At 65.9% G+C, this 21,142-nt stretch carries 26 protein-coding genes and 1 pseudogene; 3 read left to right on the forward strand and 24 right to left on the reverse strand.

Annotated features, from left to right (window positions below):
- Positions 1 to 782 precede the first annotated feature (782 nt).
- Together AX724_RS04985 and AX724_RS04990 are read left to right on the forward strand one after the other, a co-directional pair.
- The gene (locus AX724_RS04985) at positions 783 to 2,501 is read left to right on the forward strand and encodes a reverse transcriptase/maturase family protein (protein ID WP_231471946.1); all 1,719 of its coding nucleotides are present in this window, start codon (positions 783 to 785) and stop codon (positions 2,499 to 2,501) included.
- Between the two features lie 266 nt (positions 2,502 to 2,767).
- Positions 2,768 to 2,986, forward strand: a complete 219-nt coding sequence (locus tag AX724_RS04990; protein ID WP_047867150.1) for a hypothetical protein — start codon at positions 2,768 to 2,770, stop codon at positions 2,984 to 2,986.
- Between the two features lie 120 nt (positions 2,987 to 3,106).
- Here AX724_RS04990 and AX724_RS04995 read toward each other — a convergent pair whose 3' ends face one another.
- Positions 3,107 to 3,331: a hypothetical protein gene (locus AX724_RS04995; RefSeq protein WP_047867151.1), complete on the reverse strand. Its 225-nt coding sequence runs from the start codon at positions 3,329 to 3,331 to the stop codon at positions 3,107 to 3,109.
- Positions 3,332 to 3,704: 373 nt separating this feature from the next.
- On the reverse strand, positions 3,705 to 4,235 hold the full coding sequence (locus AX724_RS05000) for a hypothetical protein (RefSeq protein ID WP_053058606.1): 531 nt from the start codon (positions 4,233 to 4,235) through the stop codon (positions 3,705 to 3,707).
- Positions 4,236 to 4,902: 667 nt separating this feature from the next.
- On the opposite strand from AX724_RS05000, the gene AX724_RS23255 reads away from it, so the two are divergent.
- Positions 4,903 to 5,076, forward strand: a complete 174-nt coding sequence (locus AX724_RS23255; protein WP_197421468.1) for a hypothetical protein — start codon at positions 4,903 to 4,905, stop codon at positions 5,074 to 5,076.
- 74 nt (positions 5,077 to 5,150) lie between these two features.
- Here AX724_RS23255 and AX724_RS05005 read toward each other — a convergent pair whose 3' ends face one another.
- From AX724_RS05005 to AX724_RS23260, 22 genes and pseudogenes are all read right to left on the reverse strand, one after another.
- Positions 5,151 to 5,714: a hypothetical protein gene (locus AX724_RS05005; protein ID WP_047867042.1), complete on the reverse strand. Its 564-nt coding sequence runs from the start codon at positions 5,712 to 5,714 to the stop codon at positions 5,151 to 5,153.
- 204 nt (positions 5,715 to 5,918) lie between these two features.
- A complete protein-coding gene (locus AX724_RS05010) occupies positions 5,919 to 6,998 on the reverse strand; it encodes a DUF2493 domain-containing protein (protein WP_066764089.1) in 1,080 nt (359 codons plus the stop codon).
- Between the two features lie 755 nt (positions 6,999 to 7,753).
- On the reverse strand, positions 7,754 to 8,356 hold the full coding sequence (locus AX724_RS05015) for a hypothetical protein (protein WP_066764091.1): 603 nt from the start codon (positions 8,354 to 8,356) through the stop codon (positions 7,754 to 7,756).
- A gap of 29 nt (positions 8,357 to 8,385) precedes the next feature.
- A complete protein-coding gene (locus AX724_RS05020) occupies positions 8,386 to 8,715 on the reverse strand; it encodes a hypothetical protein (protein WP_066764093.1) in 330 nt (109 codons plus the stop codon).
- A gap of 56 nt (positions 8,716 to 8,771) precedes the next feature.
- Positions 8,772 to 9,101, reverse strand: a complete 330-nt coding sequence (locus tag AX724_RS05025) for a single-stranded DNA-binding protein (protein ID WP_066764094.1) — start codon at positions 9,099 to 9,101, stop codon at positions 8,772 to 8,774.
- Between the two features lie 646 nt (positions 9,102 to 9,747).
- Positions 9,748 to 9,906: a hypothetical protein gene (locus tag AX724_RS23885; protein WP_197421469.1), complete on the reverse strand. Its 159-nt coding sequence runs from the start codon at positions 9,904 to 9,906 to the stop codon at positions 9,748 to 9,750.
- 67 nt (positions 9,907 to 9,973) lie between these two features.
- A pseudogene (locus AX724_RS24885) lies at positions 9,974 to 10,258 on the reverse strand (DoxX family protein); the annotation flags it as partial.
- A 27-nt stretch (positions 10,259 to 10,285) separates the two neighbouring features.
- Positions 10,286 to 11,410 carry a hypothetical protein gene (locus tag AX724_RS05035; protein ID WP_066764096.1) on the reverse strand — a complete coding sequence of 375 codons (1,125 nt, stop codon included), beginning with the start codon at positions 11,408 to 11,410 and terminating at the stop codon, positions 10,286 to 10,288.
- A 134-nt stretch (positions 11,411 to 11,544) separates the two neighbouring features.
- Complete coding sequence (locus AX724_RS05040; RefSeq protein WP_066764098.1) at positions 11,545 to 12,093, reverse strand: DUF736 domain-containing protein; 549 nt, start codon at positions 12,091 to 12,093, stop codon at positions 11,545 to 11,547.
- Positions 12,094 to 12,247: 154 nt separating this feature from the next.
- Positions 12,248 to 12,574, reverse strand: a complete 327-nt coding sequence (locus tag AX724_RS05045) for a hypothetical protein (protein WP_066764100.1) — start codon at positions 12,572 to 12,574, stop codon at positions 12,248 to 12,250.
- Positions 12,571 to 12,765: a hypothetical protein gene (locus AX724_RS05050; protein WP_066764102.1), complete on the reverse strand. Its 195-nt coding sequence runs from the start codon at positions 12,763 to 12,765 to the stop codon at positions 12,571 to 12,573. The genes AX724_RS05045 and AX724_RS05050 overlap by 4 nt, the downstream gene beginning before the upstream one ends.
- 23 nt (positions 12,766 to 12,788) lie before the next feature.
- Positions 12,789 to 14,450: an ATP-binding protein gene (locus tag AX724_RS05055; protein WP_066764104.1), complete on the reverse strand. Its 1,662-nt coding sequence runs from the start codon at positions 14,448 to 14,450 to the stop codon at positions 12,789 to 12,791.
- 93 nt (positions 14,451 to 14,543) lie between these two features.
- Entirely contained in the window at positions 14,544 to 15,023 is a 480-nt protein-coding gene (locus AX724_RS05060) for a hypothetical protein (protein ID WP_066764106.1), read from the reverse strand.
- A 79-nt stretch (positions 15,024 to 15,102) separates the two neighbouring features.
- Positions 15,103 to 15,861 (reverse strand): PRTRC system ThiF family protein, encoded by a 759-nt coding sequence (locus tag AX724_RS05065; RefSeq protein ID WP_066764107.1) that lies wholly within the window; start codon positions 15,859 to 15,861, stop codon positions 15,103 to 15,105.
- Complete coding sequence (locus tag AX724_RS05070; RefSeq protein ID WP_066764108.1) at positions 15,756 to 16,511, reverse strand: PRTRC system protein A; 756 nt, start codon at positions 16,509 to 16,511, stop codon at positions 15,756 to 15,758. Before AX724_RS05070 ends, AX724_RS05065 begins: the two co-directional genes overlap by 106 nt.
- Complete coding sequence (locus tag AX724_RS05075; protein ID WP_066764110.1) at positions 16,508 to 17,332, reverse strand: PRTRC system protein B; 825 nt, start codon at positions 17,330 to 17,332, stop codon at positions 16,508 to 16,510. Before AX724_RS05075 ends, AX724_RS05070 begins: the two co-directional genes overlap by 4 nt.
- Positions 17,333 to 17,339: 7 nt before the next feature.
- Positions 17,340 to 18,188 carry a hypothetical protein gene (locus tag AX724_RS05080; protein WP_231736470.1) on the reverse strand — a complete coding sequence of 283 codons (849 nt, stop codon included), beginning with the start codon at positions 18,186 to 18,188 and terminating at the stop codon, positions 17,340 to 17,342.
- A 91-nt stretch (positions 18,189 to 18,279) separates the two neighbouring features.
- On the reverse strand, positions 18,280 to 18,504 hold the full coding sequence (locus AX724_RS22640) for a hypothetical protein (protein WP_082733401.1): 225 nt from the start codon (positions 18,502 to 18,504) through the stop codon (positions 18,280 to 18,282).
- A 2-nt stretch (positions 18,505 to 18,506) separates the two neighbouring features.
- On the reverse strand, positions 18,507 to 18,713 hold the full coding sequence (locus AX724_RS05085) for a PRTRC system protein C (protein WP_066764116.1): 207 nt from the start codon (positions 18,711 to 18,713) through the stop codon (positions 18,507 to 18,509).
- Positions 18,714 to 18,755: 42 nt separating this feature from the next.
- A complete protein-coding gene (locus AX724_RS05090; protein ID WP_066764117.1) occupies positions 18,756 to 19,184 on the reverse strand; it encodes a PRTRC system protein E in 429 nt (142 codons plus the stop codon).
- Between the two features lie 35 nt (positions 19,185 to 19,219).
- Entirely contained in the window at positions 19,220 to 20,833 is a 1,614-nt protein-coding gene (locus tag AX724_RS05095) for a PRTRC system ParB family protein (protein ID WP_066764120.1), read from the reverse strand.
- Between the two features lie 165 nt (positions 20,834 to 20,998).
- The coding region (locus AX724_RS23260) for a DUF3768 domain-containing protein (protein ID WP_156447999.1) at positions 20,999 to 21,142 on the reverse strand (144 nt) is incomplete at its 5' end.

The raw sequence follows: 21,142 nt of genomic DNA on the forward strand, positions 1-21,142 counted from the left end.
CACAACCTTCAGCCGCAGTGAACCATCACTTGCTGCTGGACAATCATCATAGGAGTGTTCGAATGAACTGAGCTTATTGGCATAGCTCATGCCTGACCGACTTACCGGTGCCGGTGATGAACCGGCTGAGATTCCGAAAGGGAAACGGGACCATAGCATGTCGGGGTATGGATCGAAGCCGGGCGCCGCAGCCCGGCGGTTGACCAGCAGGCAAGGTGCGCATGGTGAAGACTGGATTGTCTGAATCCCAGTTTCCAACGACCATCAGGTGGGTGACGGTGAACGCGGCTGACACACCGTCCCGAGCGGAGCGAGGAGCACGGCCCTGCGAATCGCTGCCAGTCCGCACGGCGTGGCCCCGGTAAGGGGATCAAGGAAACGAACGGGGCACCTAAACGCGCCGCGACTCCTCGCCCGCGCAACTGCGGGATCGCCTAAACAGGACGGCTTGTCCGGACCTGCATGGCGACGGAGCCGTCATAGTAGTCGAACGCCCGGCGTAATGGCCGGGACAGCCGCCGAGAGGCGGACGGAACAGTGGTATAAGCGGGAGCGATCCTCGTCGAAATCCGCTGCTTCCGGGTGAAGGACGGCAGTTCTGTGTAACTTGATGGATCAACGGAAAGGGACTGCTGATGCAGACCGCTACTATCCTGAGACGGATCGAGAAGCTTCCGGCCCTGTCGCGGGCGGGCAAGCGGATCAATGGTCTCCACCGCCTCATGCGGTCCCGCTGCTTGTATGAGCGGGCTTATGACAGGGTGTCCCGGAATCGGGGTGCCATGACGCCGGGAGTAGACGGCCAGACCTTCGACGGCATGACGCTGGCGAGGCTGGATCGTCTGGTCCAAAGCGTGACGGAAAGCCGTTACCGCCCTCGTCCGGTGCGGCGGGTCTATATCCCCAAGGGCAATGGTAAAATGCGCCCATTGGGCATCCCAACGGCGGATGATCGCATCGTTCAGGAGGCGGCGAGAATGATCCTCGCGGCAATCTATGAGCCTGTGTTCTCGCAACACAGTCATGGGTTCCGCGCGGGTCGCTCCTGCCACACGGCTCTCGAAGAGATCCGCAACACCTGGACGGGCGTGAAATGGCTGATCGAAGTGGATGTTCGCGGGTTCTTCGACAACATCGACCATGACATCCTGCTCGGCCTCTTGGCTCGCAGGATCGATGATCCTCTGTTCATCGATCTGATCGGGACAATGCTCAAGGCAGGGTGCGTGGACGACTGGAAGTTCGAGCGGACCTACAGCGGCACGCCACAGGGCGGGGTCATCTCGCCCCTGCTCGCCAACATCTATCTTCATGAACTCGATCTGTTCATGGAGGAGATGCGGGCGGGCTTCGACAAGGGCGTCAAACGGCGGGCCAACCCCGCTTATGTTGCTCACTCCCGCCAGATCGCCGTACTCCGCAAGGAGATCGATGCAATCCGCGCCGATGGTGCGGACAGGTCTGAGGTGCGCGTCCGGTTGGCGCGGATCGAAGCCGTCAAGCAGGATCGACATAAATTATCGTCCGTCGATCCTATGGACCCTGACTTCCGCCGCCTGCGCTATTGCCGCTACGCCGACGACTTCCTTGTCGGTGTGATCGGCAGCAAGGCGGATGCCGTCCGGATCATGGCCGATATACAGCGCTTCCTTGCTGATCGGCTTAATCTGGCGGTGTCACCGGAAAAGACCGGGGTTCGCGATGCGTCGAAGGGATCGCCGTTCCTCGGCTTCCATGTATGCGCCTTCACGTTGCGCTCTGCCGGAACAATGGCGGGGCGTCCGAAGGTCGGCGGTGGGACGCGACGCGTCCTTCGTCGGCCAACGCGGGGGAATATCAAGCTGTGGGTGCCACGGGAGCGGGTCTATGCGTTCTGCAGGCGCAAGAAGCTTGGCAACCTCGACATGAGGAACGGCCGGGTGCGTCCGCAACTCATGGAATCCAGTGTGGCGGAGATCATCGTCGCCTATAACTCGGAGTTCCGCGGCTTCGCGAGTTACTATGCGATCGCCGATGGCGTGAAAGCGTCGCTCGACAAGCTCGAACTGGTGGTTCTCAGGAGCCTCTTGGCGACTGTGGCCTGCCGGCGAGGCTCGACGAGACGGCAGGCCGAGGATTATCTGAAAATGGGGACGGATCATGGCGTGACAACCGTGGTCCGTGGCGCGTCGCGCGTCCATAAGGTATGGAAACTGAAGCATCTGGTCGTGAAGGCGTGGGACAATCCCATCGTCGATACCATCACGGTCGGCTCGCGCATCGCGCAGAGTCCGAACGATCTGGTCACCCGCCTCAATGCCGAGGAATGCGAAGCATGTGGCGGGACCGCTGGTCCGTTCGAGATGCATCATCCCCATCGCCTCAAAGACAAACGGCGTGACCAACTAACGCCGTGGGTGCGATCGGCGCGACGGCGCAGGACCATCGTCCTGTGTCGGAAATGCCATGTCGCTCATCATGGCGGCCGGATGCCGAGCGGAATGGAGAGCCGTGTGCATTGAAAGGTGCAAGCACGGTTCGGGGGGAGGCGCTGGGGCGTCCTCGAAAGAGGCGTCTCGCGTCTACCCTACGGAGACGAGGCGACAGCCTTGGGTCCGTGAGCTTAGGTTGCCGGCGTCCCATAGGGGCGTCGGGAGCCTTAGCGAATAGAGCCGTCATCGGGCGTCAGCTCGATGCGCCCAACCCCGATTCTTCTTCTTCCGACGTGAGGAGGCTGGCGTTATAGTCGGCATGTTCATGGCCCGATCAGCTTTGAACAGAGGCACTTATGGCAAAGACATTGGAACAGGAGCGCGCGGCATTCGAAGAAGATGCACGGCGATTGGAGGACCGGCGCAAAAGGCTTGAAGAGCGCGAGCGCGAGCAGGCCATATCGGCAGTCGAAAAGGCGGGCCTGCTGAAGCTAGATATCAAGCGCCTCGCAACGCTGGCCGAGCGGATCAAATCGCTCGGGATCGACGAAGTCGAGAAGCGGCTGCGGGTCTGAACCCGGCCTGCCGCGGCAACGCCGCGGCACGGGCATAGGGGGTTCGATGCCCCCTATGCCCGTATTCCCCAGAAGCAAAAAAAGGGAGAGGCGTCACGCGCCCCTCCCCTGTCGGCGGTCTCAGAATTCGTCGAGGATCCCGCCCGGCGCGGTGTAGACGATCCGGTCGATCAACGTCTGAGTGAGGTTATCATAATCGCCCTCGTCGATGGCGAGGTATCCCAGCTCGGCGTCCTCGATGACGTGCTGATCGAAGTAGCTGTGTAGTGCCCGGCGTTCGGCGCTGGCGACCGCTGCGAAGTAGGCGGCGTTGTCGGCGGCGGCGGTGTTCGTGATCGTCTGCATGGTCGTCTCCTGTCTGTCTTGAATGACAGGGGAAGGCGCGTCGGGCGGGCGAGGTCGGGTCAGGGATCGCCGGCTCGCCGGCGACCGCGAAGCGGCGGTGGGGGTCACGATTTTCTTCGGCGGCCACCAGACGCCGAATGCTGTGCGCGGCGCTAGATCCGCCGAAGAAAATGGTGGGGCCCCGCCGTCCTTGAGGCGGCCTCGCCCGCCCGACAGAATGGGAAGACTGTGAGAGATTTCCCCTCTGGTTCGGGAGACGCGGGCAATGCGTAGCGGCGTGCGGACCGAAGGTCCGCGCGGCACGCGAGCGAGCCCGTGGATCGGTGCCGGAAGAGGAATGGGACCGGCGTGTCGCCGGCCCCTAGCGGTTCGCTCAGGGATGCCGTCCGCAGTGGCAATAGGCCTCGTCGATGCCGCTGACGGAACAGAGGCCGGGTCCGAACCCCGCATGCCGTTCGTCTTCGTCCTCGACATAGCCGTGGTGCAGCGCGATCGCGATGGCGGCGGGTCGGAGGTCCGGGTCAAGGTCCTCGATGTAGGACTGGCAGGCGTCGGAGAAGCGGATCGCGTAGAGTTCGTAACTGGCGCCCGCCGTCTCACGGATGGCTGCGCCGGCAAGCCGCTTGGCATCGAGACGGAACTGCGTCAGCGCCACGGAATCCGGGGTGTCGAAGAAGTGATATTCCTGCGCGTCCTCCGGGTGCGGCTGATAGCCCTCATCGTCGAGTGTGTCTTCGGGGGCGCGGGGCACGTGCGGCTTGCCAACCTTGTACAGCGTATTGCAATTCGGGCAGCAAGCGGCCCCCTCGCAGAAGTCGTAATCTTCGGCCGTAAAGGGGGTGGCGCAGGACGGGCAGATGGGTCCGCTGAAGAGGGCCGAGAGGGATTGGTCGAGATTGTCCATAGAAGCCTCCATCGAATGATGCGCTCCTCACCTCGATCAGATGAGGATGGGATCATCGCGACGCGGTGTTGAGGTAGTCAGGGACGGCGAAGCCGCCGCGTCAGCGGGCAGTGGGGGAGCCGATTTTGGTGTCGCGCAGCAGCGCGGAGCGGCGGCAAAATTGGGGGCACCGCTGATCCTTGACGGCCGATGGACACCCAGCGTCATACTTTGGCGATGAAGCCTCTGTCTGATGCCGAGATGTAAGAGCGCATTGCTTTGCCCCTGACCGCGGGAACGGTGGGCAGGGTTAACAGCAAAGCGCTCTAGTGTCGTCCGATCGAGCGATCTCGCGGCGCGGCTCCACATGGATTTCCGGAAGCGGTTTGGAAGCTGAGGGTGGTCGGTCGGGACGGCGATCGGCTGCTTCGCCTTGGTCTCTTGATACGTCTGTGTTAGGCGCATGACCGCGCCGCAATGGCCGTGGCGCCGGGACTGGTAATCCCGTCGAGAAGGCAACTCGGTGTGATCTCACGCCGGGGTGCCTGCGCATATGTCCAGGTGCCCCGGCACTAAAAGCGTAGGCGCATGTCTCGACGTGTTACCAGCCCCGGCTCCCGCGCCCTGGCGCGGGAGCTGATTGGCGAAGAGCGCTCCGAATTGCTCCCTGAACAATGTCGCGCTCAGGATGGGCGATATGGAGCTTTACGAGAAGGAGCCGACGGTCACGCGGGCGATGGCATTGGCGCTTATGCGGCAGGCACAGGAATATCTCTTGGCGATCAAGGAAGAGGAAGCGTCGAGCCATCTGCAGCGCGCGGTCGACACGCTCTTGAAGACGAAGACCGCCGGATCGGCATAGGCCAAGGCAGCGATTAGAGATGCGCCGCCGCGCGGTGCGACATGCCGTTTCCCGGTGGACGGCAAGGGCGGGGATTAGGCCCATTCCAGTCGGGAGCTGTCGTCGGCGTGGGCCGTCGCGAGGAGCCGATCGAGGCCTGCGAGATAATGCGACACGCCGTGCTCGGCGGCGTTTTGCCGAACCGCTGGATTGGCAAGTCGCTCGCGCACGGCATCGATGGGGAGTTCGCCGACGCTGTCGGGGCGCAGGCCGAGGCCTTCGAGCAATGCATAGGCATTGCCGTTGGCAAGGTTGAGTTCGACACCTGGATCCGAGGTGAGTGCAACCGCCATGACGATCGTGCCGGAGTCACCGCGATAGATGCTCACCCGCCGGGACCGGAACTGTGCCTCTTCGATGACGGTGATTGCATCAGGGTCGAAATTGAAGACACGCGCAACGGTAGCGAGCGCCAGCGGGCAGACGCGGGCTTCGAAGCTATAGGAGAGGAAGTCGTCCGGCTCGAGCAGGACGATGCCGAGGCGTTCGCCCTGCTGGCGCAGAAGCGTCCGGAGGGCGGCGAGCTGGCGTGCGTTGATGGTGGCGCTCGGACGCGGTTGATCGTCAGCGGCCGTGGCGATGCGGAACGTGATGGACATCTCGTCCTCCCTTGTTGAACCACAGCTCTTGCCCCCCTTTTCTTTGGTCACGATGAGAGGGGAGACACCCCTTGCTGCTCGCCTTCGAGCGTGATGACGCTCAGACCCCGCGGCGCGACGGGGCTCGATGCCCCCGAGCGCCGCATCGCCCGCAAAAAAGGGGAAGAGAGGCTCCGGCGGTCGCCGGAGCCTCTCGAGGGTGCGTCAGCGACGACGCTGGCGACCGCCGTTCACCATGTCGCGGTAGTAGTCGTCCTGCGTCCAGGGATCGAACTCGTCGCGGGACTTCGGGAGGTCGGTCTTCGGCTGGGCGAGCCGCGCCTTCACGGTCTCATCGAGCTTGACGACATGGAGCGGCACGCCTGCCTGCCGCAGCTTCTGGGCGAGGTTCATCTGGATGCCCGAGCCTTCGCAGACGACGGCTTCCACCGGCTTCAGGGCCAGCAGCCGGTCGTTGCGCACGAAGGCGGCCTTGGCGCCCAACCGGCGGTCGAGCTTGAACAGGATGACCTTCACGCCGCGCGCTGCGGCCCATGCCTGCGCAATCGCATCGCAGCCCTTGGTCTGGGCGGTCGTTGCGAGGATCATTTCCGGAATGCGCGCCTTGATCGAGTCGAGCCCGCGCCAGAGAACCTCATGGTCTTCCCAGACCTGCCCGCCGGAGAATGTGACGACGGGGCCTTCGGGCGCGAACTGCTCGCGGCGCTCCCGGATGCGGGAAGCGAGATAGTCGCGGGCATCGATCATCGATGCGGTGACACCTCGGGACACCCGGCTGCCGCGGGTCGGCGAATAGGGTCGTCCGGTCTCGACGCGATAGACTTCGGAGGCGTGGTCGCGCATGCACTCCATCGCATCGCGGCACCCTTGCAGCGTTTGGCAGAGAAGCTGGGCGTCTTCGAGCTGCGCGGCGTAGATCTCGCTCGGGTCGAAGCTGCGGGCGAGTTCGCCAAGCTCCTTCGCGGCATCGTCTTCGCGGTCGTTGATGCGCTTCGCGACGACGTGGAAGCTGTTCACGAAGCCCCAGGCGAGATCGGCTGCATAGGGTTCGAGGCGCGTGTCGCGGAACACATCGAACAGCGTCGACATCACCATCTCGACTGCCACACGGGCCTGCTCCGGATCGGGCATGTCGAGCTGCTCGGCCTCGTCGACCGGCGAGAGCTTTGCGCGTTCGTCATGTTCGATGAAAGCGTGTTCGTAGGTGGTGGCGCGGCCGTGGCTGTCGGTCTCGCTGGCGATAAAGCTGGCGAGATCTGCGAAGTTCGAAAAAGACTTGGTCATGTGAGCCTCCATGGGTTCTGGATGTCTCATCCTCGGGATGAGGCCTGGCTCAGGGCATGCGGTGGTCAGGGAGGTCGGGCACGTTAACCGGGAAGCCGGCCGCTCGCGGCCGGACCCGGGTTAACGCCGCCGCGCGGGGAGCGGGGGAACCGATTTTTTCGGGGGGCCGCGCCAGCGGGCGCACGCAAAAATTGGGGGGACCGCTCATGCTCGACGGACCGCCAACCCCGCATGCCACACTAGGCAGACACAAGAGAGGAATAGGAATGGAAACCCTGCCCCGCTCGCCAACCGCAAGTGGGATCGTGACCCGGCAGGGCGGAGACTAAGCCCGCTTCGGCTCCGTGAGCTTAGGCGGGGCTCGCGCGGCACGCGCGGGCGGCGGCTTAGCGAATAGAGCCCCGGTCCCGTCCTTCGCCCGAGCGAAGGGCGGGATGCGCCAACCCTTCTTGGACAGCCCTATCGCAGGACCGATGACCTGGACCTCGCCGGCCCCCCACACCCCGGTTTTCAGACGAAGTCTGATCGATCGGTGAGATGCCGCAGCACAAGCAACTTACGCCGCAGCCAGCACGCAGATGTGACGCGACGCGACATTCGCCTTGAACCCAATCCGATCAGAGGCGGGTGAGCACGGCAAATGCCCGCGCCGCCGTCGAGGGCGCCGCGCCGCGGGTTTCAGGAGATGCTGGGCGGGCGGCAAGCTCGCCCTCGGCACGGGGCGAGGCCGGCGTATGCCGACGTCGCCGCCGACTTCAGGTTGGCCTGATCCACTCGGCGGCGAGCTGCCATCCAAGGATGTCGCTGCCGCTGTCGCCGATGGCATCGCCGGAGATGTCCCGCCAGGGCGAACGCGGCCGGTAGGTCGGCATATAGCATGCGGTCATCAGCTCGAACGTCGCGGAGATATAGCCGCTCAGCCGGATCGCGAGCACCGGCTGGTTCTCGGGCGGCAAGGCACCGAAGACCGAGACGAAGCCCGAGGGGATCGGGTGCAGTGTCGCATCGATCATCGCGCGCGCGAGCCGGGTCTCCAGTTCGCTGGCCTCGCTGCCCCAGGGATGGGCATCGATGTCGAACAGATCGGCGGCGCCGGCCGCGGGCACATAGGAGAATTCGCCGGACCAGCAGCGGCTGTCCGGATTGAGCGCGGCGACATCGTCGCCGAGGCGCGCATCGCCGGTCTCGCGGCGCAGCCAGTCGGCAAGGGCCGGCGTGAGCCGGCCCGAGAGCTTGCGGGCGCGCAGCGGGGTCGCATCCAGGTCGGGAAATTCGACCAGCCACCAGGCGAGGCGGTGGTGCATGATGATGCCGAAGCAGTGGTTGGTGATCCGGGCGGGGGTGGATTGTGCGTGCATGTGTGTTGTCCTGTTGGAAAGCGGACGGGTCAGTGGACCGACCCGTCGTGCGCGAAGATGGAATGGGGGACGATCAGCTGATGCTCGCTGGCGACCAGTGACCAGGCCGCGGCGAGATCGTCATAATATTCGCAATCGACGATCGCGTCGGCGCTGGCTTCGCCGAACTGAGCCTGCTCGAAGTCGCGGGCGTGGGCGGCATCGGTCGCCTCGGTGATCGCCTGGCCAAGGCGGGCGGCGATCTCGTGGCGGTTGAGGCTGTCGGCCGCGCGGCGGATGCGCTCGACCATGCAGGGGTTGGTGGTCTCGATGCCGTGGGCGATGCCGGCGATGTCGTCGAAGCTGGTGAGGTTGAACATCTGTGCTCTCCATCGAAAGGTGGAGGGCGGCCGCGCGCGACCGCCCGGAAGGACGGTCAGAGGAATTCGATTTCCTCGGCGACGATGTCGGTGTTGTAGTAGGTGCGCCCGTCGCGCTCGTTGCGGCTGTAGCGGATCTCGCCGACCACCAGGAGTTTGTCGCCCTTCTTCTTGTGGTTGGCGACCGACTTGCCGAGGCCGTTGAAGGCCTTGACCGTGTGGAACTCGTCGTAGGTCTCGGTGTAGCCGTTGCCGTCCTTCTGGACCTGGCCGTCCTTGATGACCGGCTTGGAGGTGACGAGGCTGAAGCTGACGCCGCCCTTGCTGTCCGTGCCGAAGCGGGTGATGTCCGAGGTGATGCGGCCCGAGAGAAAAACCTTGTTCATGGCCTGATGCCTTTCGCGTCTCACGCCAGCGGGCCGATCCCGCTGGGATGAACAATTGCGAAGGCCCGTGATCGAGGGGACGCCGCACCCGAGCGCCAGTGAGGGGAAACCCCCATTTTTCGAGTGGTGCGGGCAGAGGCCGCCAGGCCTCAACACGGTCGGAAAATGGCGGGTTGCGGGGGCCCCGCACGGGCGTAGCGTTCATCCACTCAAGCGGGTGGCCCACCGGCGATATCGCAAAGGCCCGCGCCATGGACGGTTTCACTCGGAGTCAGCCGAAGCGAGACACCTGCCCTGCACGGCTGCGGCGCGTCTGACTTTCGACCGCGCCCAAGGGGTCTGGGGACGGCCTCGCGTGCGGGACCGACTTGGCTCGGCGTCCGGGACGGCGAGATGCCATCAGGTCATACCCGGCAGCGGTCGGCGAGTGCCAGGCACGAGGAAGGGCACGGCGCTGGATCGTCCGGCAAGAGGACAGCGCGCCGCGGAACGGCGACAGGTGCGCCGGCTCGAGCGATATCAGCGGTTGGCGGGCAGAGACCTCGGCGACGCTTCCTGCGGTCGGGCCGGCCTGCTCGCCGCCAAGATGGCGGCTCGATGTGGCCTATCAGCGCGAGGAAAGTCCGGCAGAAACGGTGAGCGCTATCTACCTCAGACGGGCGAGCGCGCCGGGCGGTGTCCCGCGGAACAGGGAGATCGAGCCAGCGCCGGTCGCGGCGACCAGGAAGAAGCCGCCCGCCATGGTCGCGTTCTTCAGGATTTCGATCACATTGCCATGTGCGCTTGCTTCGCCGTTGCGAGACACCGAGCCCGAGCAGGATGCCAACCGTGTGGACGGGATAGCCGCGGACGATCGCGAGGGCGCCGATGAGCTCGGAAAGGCCGACCAGATAGGCGAAGAACAGGGGGTCGGGCGCAAGTTCGGGAACGAGCGCGGCCGCGCCGCCCATGAGCTTCATTGTGCCCGAGACGATGAAGGGGTTGCCGAGGAACAGGGGAAGAGGCTTGCCCACAGAACAAAAACAGGGCCTGCCTCGCGGGGAATGTGCGAGGCAGGCCCTCAAGGGTCGTGCCCGGCCGGGAGGGGACCGGGCACGTCGGGGACCATGTTGGAGGGGAAAAGAGGCGGCGAGACCAGGTTTGGGCCGTGATCGCATTGAGCGACCGCGCCGCGGTCAAAGGGTTCAATCGGTCAATGCGGAAAGCATGCGCGGCGCCGAGGCCGATCCGATCGCGCTTGTGAGACGCGTCGCATGGGAAATAGAGGCCGCCGTTCCGAGCCATTCCAGAGAGCCATCGTGGCGTTCGGCATAAATGGCGTAAGAGGCGGGGACTTCGTCAGCGTCCTGCACGAGGGCATGTTCGCCGGGCGCGTCACGCAGCCCCGCGATTGCGATCTGGCGGCTCCATGCGAGAGGAACGGGACGAAGCTCGCCGCCAGAGGGCGACGTGGGAAAGCCCTCGGACCATCCTGGACAGCGCTGCTCCACGAAGTCGATTGCGGCGGCGATCCGGTCGTTGCTATCGCCAGGGGCAAGGGCGAGACAGGCGGGCGCGGTCGCGATCATATCCGCCAGCTTCGCCGTATAGGTCTCGAACATCGCATCGCTCTGGAAGCCGCCCTCTTCGGGAGGCACTGGCCTTTCCTCCGTCAACACGATTTGCAGTTCGTGAAGCGCCGCGAATGCGAGGCCGGACGCGTGTGCGGTGGTGAGGTCAGGCCGGTCGAAGATGAGGTCGTAGGGCTGGCCTTCCGGATCGGCATAGGCCTGGTCGAAGGTCAGGGGCGAGATCGATTCCCAGGTCTCTCGGGAGATCCCGCGCGCATCGACATAATAATCGGGCGCGGGAAGGCCCAGACCCGCATCGAGACCATCGAGGCGCAGACGGGAAAGCTGGGCCCGTTCGCTATCCGGATGCTCTTGGCGTTCCAGCAAGGTCGCGAGATCGGTCTGGTCGAGCGCGATCCAGTGCGGGGCCGACGCGCCGTCGCGCGGGAACAGGCCACGGAGCTGGATCAGTCGCTCGATCTGCGAGGCGTCCTGCAGGTCATAGGCCTCGCCGAGGATTTCTGCGGCGATGTGGTGCCAGAGGTGCCAGGGATAGCTGCCGAATGGCACGACATGGCGAGCGACCAGACAATCGTCATCCAGCATGCATTCGCGGCTGCCGTCACCGGCCCAGAACTTGCCCACGCGGTCCTCGGCGGAAACGATTTCAGCGCTGGTGAGTGCGACGTAGTCGGCAGTGAGACCGCACAGATCGTGGGGCGATCGGGTCGGGACGCTGTCTTGCGCAAGTGAAGGCATGTGGGAATCCTCGCTGATGGTCGACGCGCGGGCGTGTTGTCAAAAGAAACAGGGCCCGCCTCGCGGCGTGCGAAGCGGACCCTTCAAGGGGCCGCGCCCGGAGGCTGGGCGCGGCGTGGGGGAGATGGATCGCGTCAGGCGGTCGCGTCGGCGGTTTCGGCCGGATCGGCGGCCTCGGAACCGCGCTGCTTGCGCTGGCGGCGACCGCCTTCCTGGGGCTCACCACCGAAGGCATGTTCGGCGGAGGACTGACCGAGGCCGGCCTCGGTGCCCTGGGTGGCGGGGCCGGCGGTCTCGTCGGCGCCGGGCAGCGGCGGCAGGCCCTCGTCGGCCTTGGGCGTCATCTCCGCGGCGAGATCGCGGCGACGCGTCGGGCGCGACCAGACGACGTTGTAGCTGCCGTCCTCCTGGCGGAACGCCGAGATGTAGAGCGGCGCGGCCAGGCTCGGATCCTCGATCTTGCCGTTGAGGAACGCCTCGCCGGTGCCGTTCGAGAAGAGTTCGAAGAGCGCGCCAACCTGCACCCACGCGCGTGCCGCCGACAGCGCCAGCACCTCGTATTTCGGCGCCTTCGGATTGGCCGAGTGCACCTCGCGCAGCGCAACCGTCATGGCGATCGTCAGCGTCGCGATCTTGCCGACGAAAATGCCGGCGTCATTCTGCTTGATCGAACCGATGTTCATGGGAAAGTCTCCTGGAAGCTGGTCTCGAACACCGTGTCCGAGCCAACTTCCCCTTCCCCACTCCCCTCCTCGGCCGTTCGGCCGAGCAGGCGCGCAAGCGCCCATCCGAGCGCCGCCAAAGCGGCCTCGGGACGAAACTCGTTGGGCGCTTGTGTTAGTGGATCGAGCCGAAGAGACGCCTCTTGGCCTCTGCCTGATGCAGGCCGTCCTTGACGCCGACCGTGGCGTTCATGTCCGCCGCGAGATCGGCAGCCAGCGTCTCGGGAATGTCGGCATAAGCTTCGACCACCCTGATGGCGACCTCTGGGCTCGGCAGCTCGCCCGGCTCGGTGCCAAGCCAGATCGTCGCCTCGCCCTCTTCGGGTTCCTCGTCGGTCGGCGTGAATATCTGGGCGAAGAAGCTCTGGAGAGGTCTGTCCCAGCCAATCACCGCCTTGATGACCCCGTTCCCCGGTCTCGGTTTCAGTTCGTAGCGGCTCATGTCTGGCTCCGACGAATGCGATGATCGACGTGGCGGGCCGCACCCTCGGCGCTGCGCAGCGCCTTGCGGACCGCGGCGGCGGCGCGCGGGGCACCGCTCTGGGCCAGAAGGTGCCGCGCGCTGCGAAGCTGGTCAATCGCCTCCCGCACGGCGTCGCGGTCGGCAAGCCTCGCGGCTCTGATGGGTCGCATGGGATTGGTCCCTTCGAGATTGATCAGGATGCCGGCGACGCCGGGACGGGCTCGATGCGGACATCGATGGCGTTCCGGCCGATGATGGCCGAGAACTGGCGCCCTTCGGGAACGAACCATTGGGCGCGGTAGGCGATGATCGCCCGGAGCCGCTCGACCAGCGCCGCGTCGTCTCCGAGCAACAGGCGGGTGGCCATTTCTCTGGCATCGAGCAGGAAGCGATCGTTCTGCGTCTCCCAGCTATCGGCCTCGCGATCATCGCTTGCGCAGAAGCATGAAGCCTCGAGCAGGTCGACCAGCTCGTCCGGGGAAACCGCGTCGCGCGCGGTGAGAAGGACGTTCGCTTCCTCGAAGCCCCAATGATGCGCCTCGTCATACTCGATGACGACGGGAGCCGCGACGGTCAGCGTCTCGCTTCTGGCGCCCCCGATCTCGACCACGAGATCGAGGCGGTCGACCGTCCCGCTTTCGAGCCCGGGCAGGGTCTCGCTGTCGAACAGATGAGTGGCACCGTCGCGTTGGATCTCGAATTTGAGCGCCGTGATGCGGGGAAGAGCATCGTACCAGCCATATCCCGCCATCGCGTCGTCTGGATCGGCGAGGGAGCCTTCGAGGCGGCCGTCGCGGACGAGCGCGAATGCTGCACATTGTTCGAGCGGCGCGCCGAAATGCTCCATCAGGACGAGATTGTCCGCCGGGATCAGGCCAGATCCCTCGCGTCCGCTGTTGAGATCGGCCGTCGCCGGGGTCCAGCCTCGCAGGAGCGCCGTCGCCTCAGGGAGATCGATGCCGAGATTCCGGGCCTCGGTCCATTGGGCGAAGGACAGGCGGTGGCTGCCGAGAGACGCGATGTGGCGGAAGATGGTCCTGCGAACCAAGTCGCGGAGCGCTTCGAGCGCCGCGCTTTCGACCATTTCGGTCCGGGCTGGGAGCACAAGCTGCAGCGCCGGAGAATCGATGATGTCGACGCGTGCCCACCAGCAGCGATCCTTCTCGTTGATCGAGGGCAAGATGCAGGGAACGGTGAGGCCGTGGAAGTTGATGCGTGGCTGACAGTGGGCGCCGCGCGTCCCGTTATAGACGCCGATGCGCACGCCGTCGGTCTCAACCGTGACCAGGGCGTCGGCGAGCCAGTCCGATTGGGCAAGCGGCGCGCCCTTGAAGCGGATCGGCGTCGGACAATAGCGCGCGGCTGCGTTCGCGCTGGCCTCCAGGGATTTCGCCCAGTCATCCTGGAGTGGGAGACGGATCTCGGTGCCGAAGCGATGATCGCAGCGATAAACCGGGATAGGACCGCCCGTTTCCCAGTCGCCGGGCGCGATCGAGATCCGCCAGGCGTCTCCGCCGGCGCGCGGACGCGAACGAATTTCGACATGGCGCCCGGCAAGGCTGAACACGCCCATGCCGGCAGGGTCTTCGCGGGCCGCGATGTCGTCGTCCCATCCCGAGCGCCCGAGCGCGAGAATGACCGCGGGATCGGCGATCCCCGCGCCGTCGTCGGCGATGACGAGCCACTGCCGATCGTCGGCTTCAGCGACATCGAGGTCGACGGTCGTCGCGCCGGCCCGGCGTGCATTCTGGATGAGCTCGGTCAGTATGGAACCGAGCGTATTATTGAACAGGCGCGTCACCTTGGTGATCGCTGCAGGATCGACCTGGCTGTGGACGACGGTGGGAAGGGGCATCGGGGTCTCCTCGGCAAGAGCGAATGGCCCCCTCCCCGCCCTTCTCTCCTTTCGCTCGGGGCTGCGCGTCCATGGGCGGCGGTGGCGTGGCTGTCAGGCGCAGCGGCGCTCCTTCTCGGCCGGCGTCTCGATGTGGACATAGCGCTTGCCGGCCCGGCGGCGCTTGCGGATGCGACCATCGACGAAGGCCTCGGCCCAGCGGCCGGCTTCGTCCACGCGGGCGGCGATGGCGCATTCGTCGGCCTGTTTGAACATCGTGTAGGCCAGCGCGTATTGTGCGCGCTCCGGCAGGCCGAGCAGTGTCGCGGTGATCGGCAGGGCGCTCTCGTAGAATTCGAGGATATGGCGGCCCCCGCCGTGGTGCATCAGGATGGCAAGGAGGCCCTTGTTTCCGGGACCGGTCGGCCGCGCGATCTGGATGTCATGCGACCCGTAGGTTACCCCGACCTGGGACGCCCCGCCCTCGCCGCGATGGAAGACGCGGTCCTCGCGGTTCGCCAGGGGATGGGCGAGAACCTCATAGCCGTCGAAGCTGTCGACGCGGCGGATGCGGTTATGTCCGATGACGGTCATGACAAAATCTCCTCGTGCCCCGGGCGCAGGCCACCGGGGTTGGATGGGCACGGAAAGTGGTGGAGTGGCCGGCGGGGTTTCAGTCGCCGCGCGGCAAAGGGATCGGGACGGCCTGGCCACTGGCGAGGTTGATGAAGGCGCCGGCGTGCCCGATCGAACCGCGGCCGAGAAGGTCGAACAACAGTGCAAGCGCGTGGCTCGCCAGCACCCGATTGACGAACAGGGACTGACGTTCAAGCGCCTCGGCGACCGAGCAGGACGGAGCATCGTCCTCGGCCAGGGTTTCGTCGGCCAGCTCCGGAAATGCCTCGAGGACGGTTGGCAGGCGCGCCTTGACGTTGCCCTTCGGACGGCATGGGCAACCGATCAGATATTGTCCGTCGCTGGCGCGATTGCCGAGGTCCATCCAATAGGTCGGCACGACCCTGCCGTCGCTAAGCGCCGCGCCGAGTGCCCGGCGCGCCGAAGCCGTGTCGACGCACGTGATGAGGATGTCGGTCCCTTCCGTATCGACGGCATCGGGCGCTCGGCCATGAACGGCTTTCCAGCCCAGGCCGTGGGCAAGGTTGATCCGCTCGGTGAGCGTGCGCGCCTTGGAGTTGCCGAGATCGCAGCGATAGAAGGGCTGGCGACCGAGATTGGCCTCGGTCACGATGTCGTCGTCGACCGCGGTGACCGCGAGCGAGCGCGAGGAGATCGCGCGGAGAGCCGTGTCGAGCGAGGCAAGGCCCATCAGCATCTGAGCGCCATTTCCACCGCATCCCACGAGGAGGATCCGGATCCCGCGATTGTCGAAGGCGGCGGGAAGGAAGTGGCGCTGGGGCTTGTCAGGCTGCATGGGGAATCTCCCGAAAATGGGCTGCGCGGCACGGCCAGGAACATGCCTCCGGCGCAGAGCCGGGCGGCCATGACCGGACCCGCCGGATGGTCGAGCCGGCCGACGACGAGTGAAATCTTGGTGGCATGGGCATCGTCGGCATCGTCGGTCGCGCTGAAATAGGCCGGACCGCGCCCGTGACTGTGCATGTCGCAGACAACATGCCAGCCAGGCTCGCAGGCCGGGGAACGGTAAACGAGGCGCGTCGGCGTCGCTTCATCGATCTGCGGAAAATGCACGGTGAATTCGGCCGTCGCCTCGTTCCACAGGATGAAGGCCGCTGCCTCGTTGGGCAGGGCCGCGCGGAAATGGTCCAGGACGGCGGCGAGATGCTCGCCTGGGACCCGGCCGCAGCGCAATTCGGCCTTGGGGTCGCCTATGCTGCCATAAGGGAGATGGGCGGCGAAAGGTGGCGCCAGAGGCGCATCAAGAGCCAGCCAGGGACGACGCAATATGAGCATCACACCATCGGCCCCCACGGCCACCCCGTGTCCGGCCCGACTGCTGCGAAGCGCATCGAGCCCAGGCGATCGGCCCATAGACGGAACAGGATAGCAGGGGACGGCCTCAAGCAGCGCGGCCGCGGTCGGATCATTGGCGAGCATGGTCATCTCCCTGCAGCCGCTGCAACCAGTCGGCCGACGGTGATCGCCTCGGCCGTTGGACGCGCCTGTCGCTGACGGGCGGCGGGATGGAAGGGCCTGAGGCGGCGGACCGGGAAACGGCTTGCCGCGCGCGCGGCGAGATCGTCCCAGAGTCTGACGAGGCCGCCTTTGCCGGTGACGGTCCACTCCTGCCCGGGATTAGGGTGCGTCGACCAGGAATCGAACACGGCCCGTTCGAACTCCGGGATTGCGGCAACGCCGAGGGTCTTCGGCCTCGGGATATTGCCCCAGCAGAGCCGACCCTCGATGAAGACATTGAGAATCGGCGAGTGCAGCACCGGCGTGTCAGCCACAGGTCGCTCGCTCGCCGGCAGCGCGTAGACCCCAAGGCCCGTGCGCGTGGCAATGAACAGATGCGCGGGATAGGGCACGGCAACCGTCGTGCGCCGCGCCAGCGCTCGAAGACCGTCGGGCGGCGATGAGAGCGCGAAATAGGCGGGGCGAACCTGTGCCGGCGACCACCAGGCGAGAACATCGGGATGGGAGACCAGGACGGTGTCGGGCAATATCTCGGGGATCGCCGTGCGGCCCAGCGCCTCGGTCCACTGGCGCAGCTGCGCGCGCGACAGGGGAACGCCCGCGGCGATCGTGGGGCGGCCGTCTCCATCGTGCTCGACGGCGTGCATGCTGGCGAACGCCGCCATATCGTTCCTGGGCGCGCCATAGGCGGTCGGTGTCCGGGACGTTCCGACCTGATAGAGGAGGATGGCGTTGGTCAGGACGAGACCGCCGCCGGTGGATTCGAAGTGGCTGCTGTGATCGGACATGAGGGCCTCACGGATTGGGTGGGTCGAGACGGACGAGATCCTGAGCCGCGAGCAGAAACTGCACGCCGAGTCTGAGGCTCGCGAACCAGTCGTCGATCCGGCTGATCTCGGGCAGCGGGCAGAGGCCGCAGAAATCCATGAAGCCCATTTCCATGCCGTGGCGCGCGACGTCGTCGAGTTCGCGGGCGAATTCCTCGAAGGGAACGAGCGTCAGCGGCGGCAGGGACGAGCATTCCTCGATGCCCGGCACATATTCGTAGAGGGCGTCGCTATCGAAGTGCCAGGCGTTGCGGTCCGGAGCGAGGTGCTCGAGCGCCTTGTGCGCGTCGCGAAGCCGATGCAGCGCCTGCGCCAGCGTTTTCGGGAGGCATGCGGGCTTCGCTGCGTTCGTGCCGATCATCCAGTCGGGACGGCGCGCGTTCATTTCAGAGGGGAGCGTCTGCTCTTCGATCTCTTCGGCGCTGAGACCCTGATAGGCGGCCAAGCTCCGGCGCGCGCCCTCGTCGTCGATCTCGCCGTCCCAATAATACATCGAGATTTCCTCGAAGAGGTCCTGGTAGCCGAAGACCGGAAGGGCGGTGCCGAGCGTCTCACCAAGGGCCGCGTAGGCGGCGGCGCGCCAGGGGATGGGAGCGTCGCCGGTTTCGATCCAGCCAAGATCCAGTTGGCCGAGGGTCTCGCAGACGAGGGCGATTGCGGGCGGATTGTCGTCTTCGCCGACGAGGACGGCGGCGCGCAGATCGACAAGCTCGATCGGCGCCAAGATTTCGAGAACCGCGGCATTGAAGACCTGCTCGATGCGCTTGCGGGCGCCGACGCGCGTGTACCGCGGGGGCGTCCCTTCCCGTGCGGCCACCCAGCGGCCGATCAGCTTGTGGTGATTGCTGAGCGGCTGATCGAAAGTGGCGGGGATATCGACGGAAAGCGAGACCGACCGCCCCGCGAGATCAGCCGAGTGGGGCGAGCCTGAGGCCGGCGGGAGGTTGAAGCGGCTCCGGCGCTTCGGCTTTGTGGTTGGCGGGGTCGAAGAGGATCCGCGCGTGGAGGGCCTGGGCCTGGGCGCTGCAGGGAGGCTGGGGAAAGCCGGTCGTGTTGCCATCGTCGTGCTCGATCCATTCGAGGAGCGTCTTGCGCGGTGCGGCCGGAATGGCCGCGCTCTGGGAGCGCGGCACGGTCAGCCCTTGGTGCCGACGGCGCGCCGATATTCCATGACGTGGGCGGCGCCTGACACGCCGGCGTCGACGATCTCGGCGTTGAGGATCGCGGGATAGAGCGTCGCATGGTAGGCGCGCAGCGCCCCCGGTTCGTCAGCGAGATGCGGCGGAACCGGAAGATCGAAGCCGTCATATCGATACGTGCGGGTGAGATGATTGATCTGCATGATGGACCTCTCGAATTGAGATGTTGGGCAAATTGATGATGGTCAGTCCCAGAGGCTGGCCGGTTCGTCCGCCTTGGCATCGGCTGGCGGAGCGGCGGGGTTCGGAGCTTTTGTGGGACTGGCGGGCGCGGGCGTCTTCGGCGTCGCCGCCTTGGCCTTCGCTGCTTCTGCCGCGGCGGTACGTGCGGCTTCGGCAGCCTGGCGCTGCTCGGCGAGCTGGTCGGCGAGCGTCTTGCGGGCGGCGATGAGCTGGCCGAGCGCACCGTCTTCGCCCTTGGCGAGTTCGGCATCGATTTCCGCGGCGCTGGCGGTGAGCGAGATCGGGCGGGTCTCGCCGGCCTCGAGCTTGTGCGCGGCGCCTTCCTGCCTGCGGGGGATCACGGTCAGGGTGACGGTATGGTCCGGGCCGGCGACGAGATCGAAGCCGAGCGAGTAGCGCGCGAGCAGCGGGAGCAGGTTGGTAATCAGCATGGGGGCGCTTCCTTGTCTGTGTGAGCGTTCGGGGGTCAGGCGGCGAGTTCCGTGATCGCGGCTTCGGGCGGCGGTGCGACGTTCACCGGCGGCGGTCCGTATTGGCCGTCGAGCGTCATCGAACTGGGCAGGCGTCCAGCCCAGTCAAAGCCGGGCCGGTTGAGCATGCCGGCGATGAGGTCGGCTTTCTTGGCGGTGAGGAGCTTGGCGAAGCCCTTTTCGCCCATGTGCGCGACGAGGCCGCATTCCTGGGCGATGAACTTGAGTTCGTCCTTGGTGTATCGCTCCAGGAAGGCCTTATCGACCTGCCAGACGTCGCGCAGGTCAACCGCGAAGGCCCTGGCGAGGTCTGCGACATGCGCGAAGGTGAGCACGTCCTTGGCATAGGCGGCGCCGACGGCGGAGAGCACATTGGCCGCTTGCGGCTCTGAGAGAGCGCGGATTTCCGCGATCTTGTCGCCATAGGGCAAGTCCGGGAAGGTGGCGCCGACCAAGATGCCGGCACGCGCCTTCAGCGTCTCGGCCTTGATCTGGGGAAGCGTGCCCGACATGGCGGCGACGAGAATGGTGGTATGGGCATGGACGGCATCGGCCGCGAGGGCCCGGGCGACGGCGGTGCGCCACTTCGCCTCGCGCAGGTCGCTGGTACGGCCGGCGATCGATTTGACCGTGACGGTCGGCTTGTGCGCGGCGGAGCCGCCGCTCGCCGAAGGGAGCGGGGCCGGCGCGCGCGGTTCGGTGCGGTCAACCGGCGAGGCATCGGTTTCGGTCTCGGTGTCGTCGAGACCGCCATCATCATCGTCATCGCGCTCACCACCCTGCGGATCGTCGGTGGAAGGCAAAGCTGCAGCCCGTGCCGCTTTTTCGGCGCGCTCCTGCTCCTCGAAGCGGATCGCCTCGGCGGTCTGGGTCTTCAGTTCGAAGCATCCGGGATTGGTGCAGTGCCCGTCGTCGACATGCGTCTCGAACAGGGTTCGCTGGGAGGCCGAATTGAACGGGCAGGTGGTGCACTCGGTCTTGTCGAAGCAGGCGGCGGCGAGGTTCTGCGTCACCCGCATAAGCAATTCGCGCGTCTTGCCGACATCCAGCTCGGCGGCGAGGATGGTCTCGAGGGCCTTGTCCTGCTTGTCGCCGGGGACCGCCGCGAGCAGTTCGGCATGGCCGACCTTGATCCGGCGTTCGTCGAGCGCGAGCTTCACCGCGTCGGAGAGTTCGGCAAGCGCCAGACGCCGGTCGAGCTTGCTCCGCGACCAGCCGAGCCGGCGCGCGGCCTCGGTGCGGTCGTTCTGGCATGCCGCGAGATAGCGGACGGCGGCGTCCGCCTGTTCGGTTTCCGACGGATCGTCGCGGTCGTCATTCTCGGCGATCGCGGCGTCCAGCGCCTCCTGGTCCGTCATCTCGCGGATGATGACAGGCACTTCGCCATCGGGGCCGTAGGCTTCCAGACCGGCGCGGTAGCGGCGCTCGCCGGCGACGATCGCATAGACCTCGCCCTTCGGACGCAGGAGGATCGGCTGCAGGATTCCGCGCAGGCGGATCGAGGCCACAAGCTCGTCATGCTTCTTGCGGTCGAAATAGCGGCGCGGATTGTCGCCCTTGGTGATGAGGGAGAGCGGCAGCGTGGCGCGGATCGGTTCGGCAGGGGTCAAGGCTGGTCTCCTCGGGGATTGGGGAAGGCAGGGTCCATCGAGCCCGCGCGCTCTCGGTCGGCGAGCCTGAAGCTCGCCCTCCCCCTCCCCTCTCGCTGCCCGAAGGGCCGGCGAGCCGGTGCGCTGATTTTTCATAGGGAATGGGGCTTGAGGGTTCGCCGACGCTCAGTAGTCTTCGGCGAGCATGACGGTGAGGACGCGCCGCGTGATCGATGCGTCCGCCGGGTCGTCGGAGCCGAACTCAAGCGTCATGTCATAATAGATCCTATGCAGGCCGGATCGGCTATGCCGTTGTTCCGTCAAACCCCA

This window comes from Sphingobium sp. CCH11-B1 (assembly GCF_001556865.1).
Lineage (GTDB): Bacteria > Pseudomonadota > Alphaproteobacteria > Sphingomonadales > Sphingomonadaceae > Sphingobium.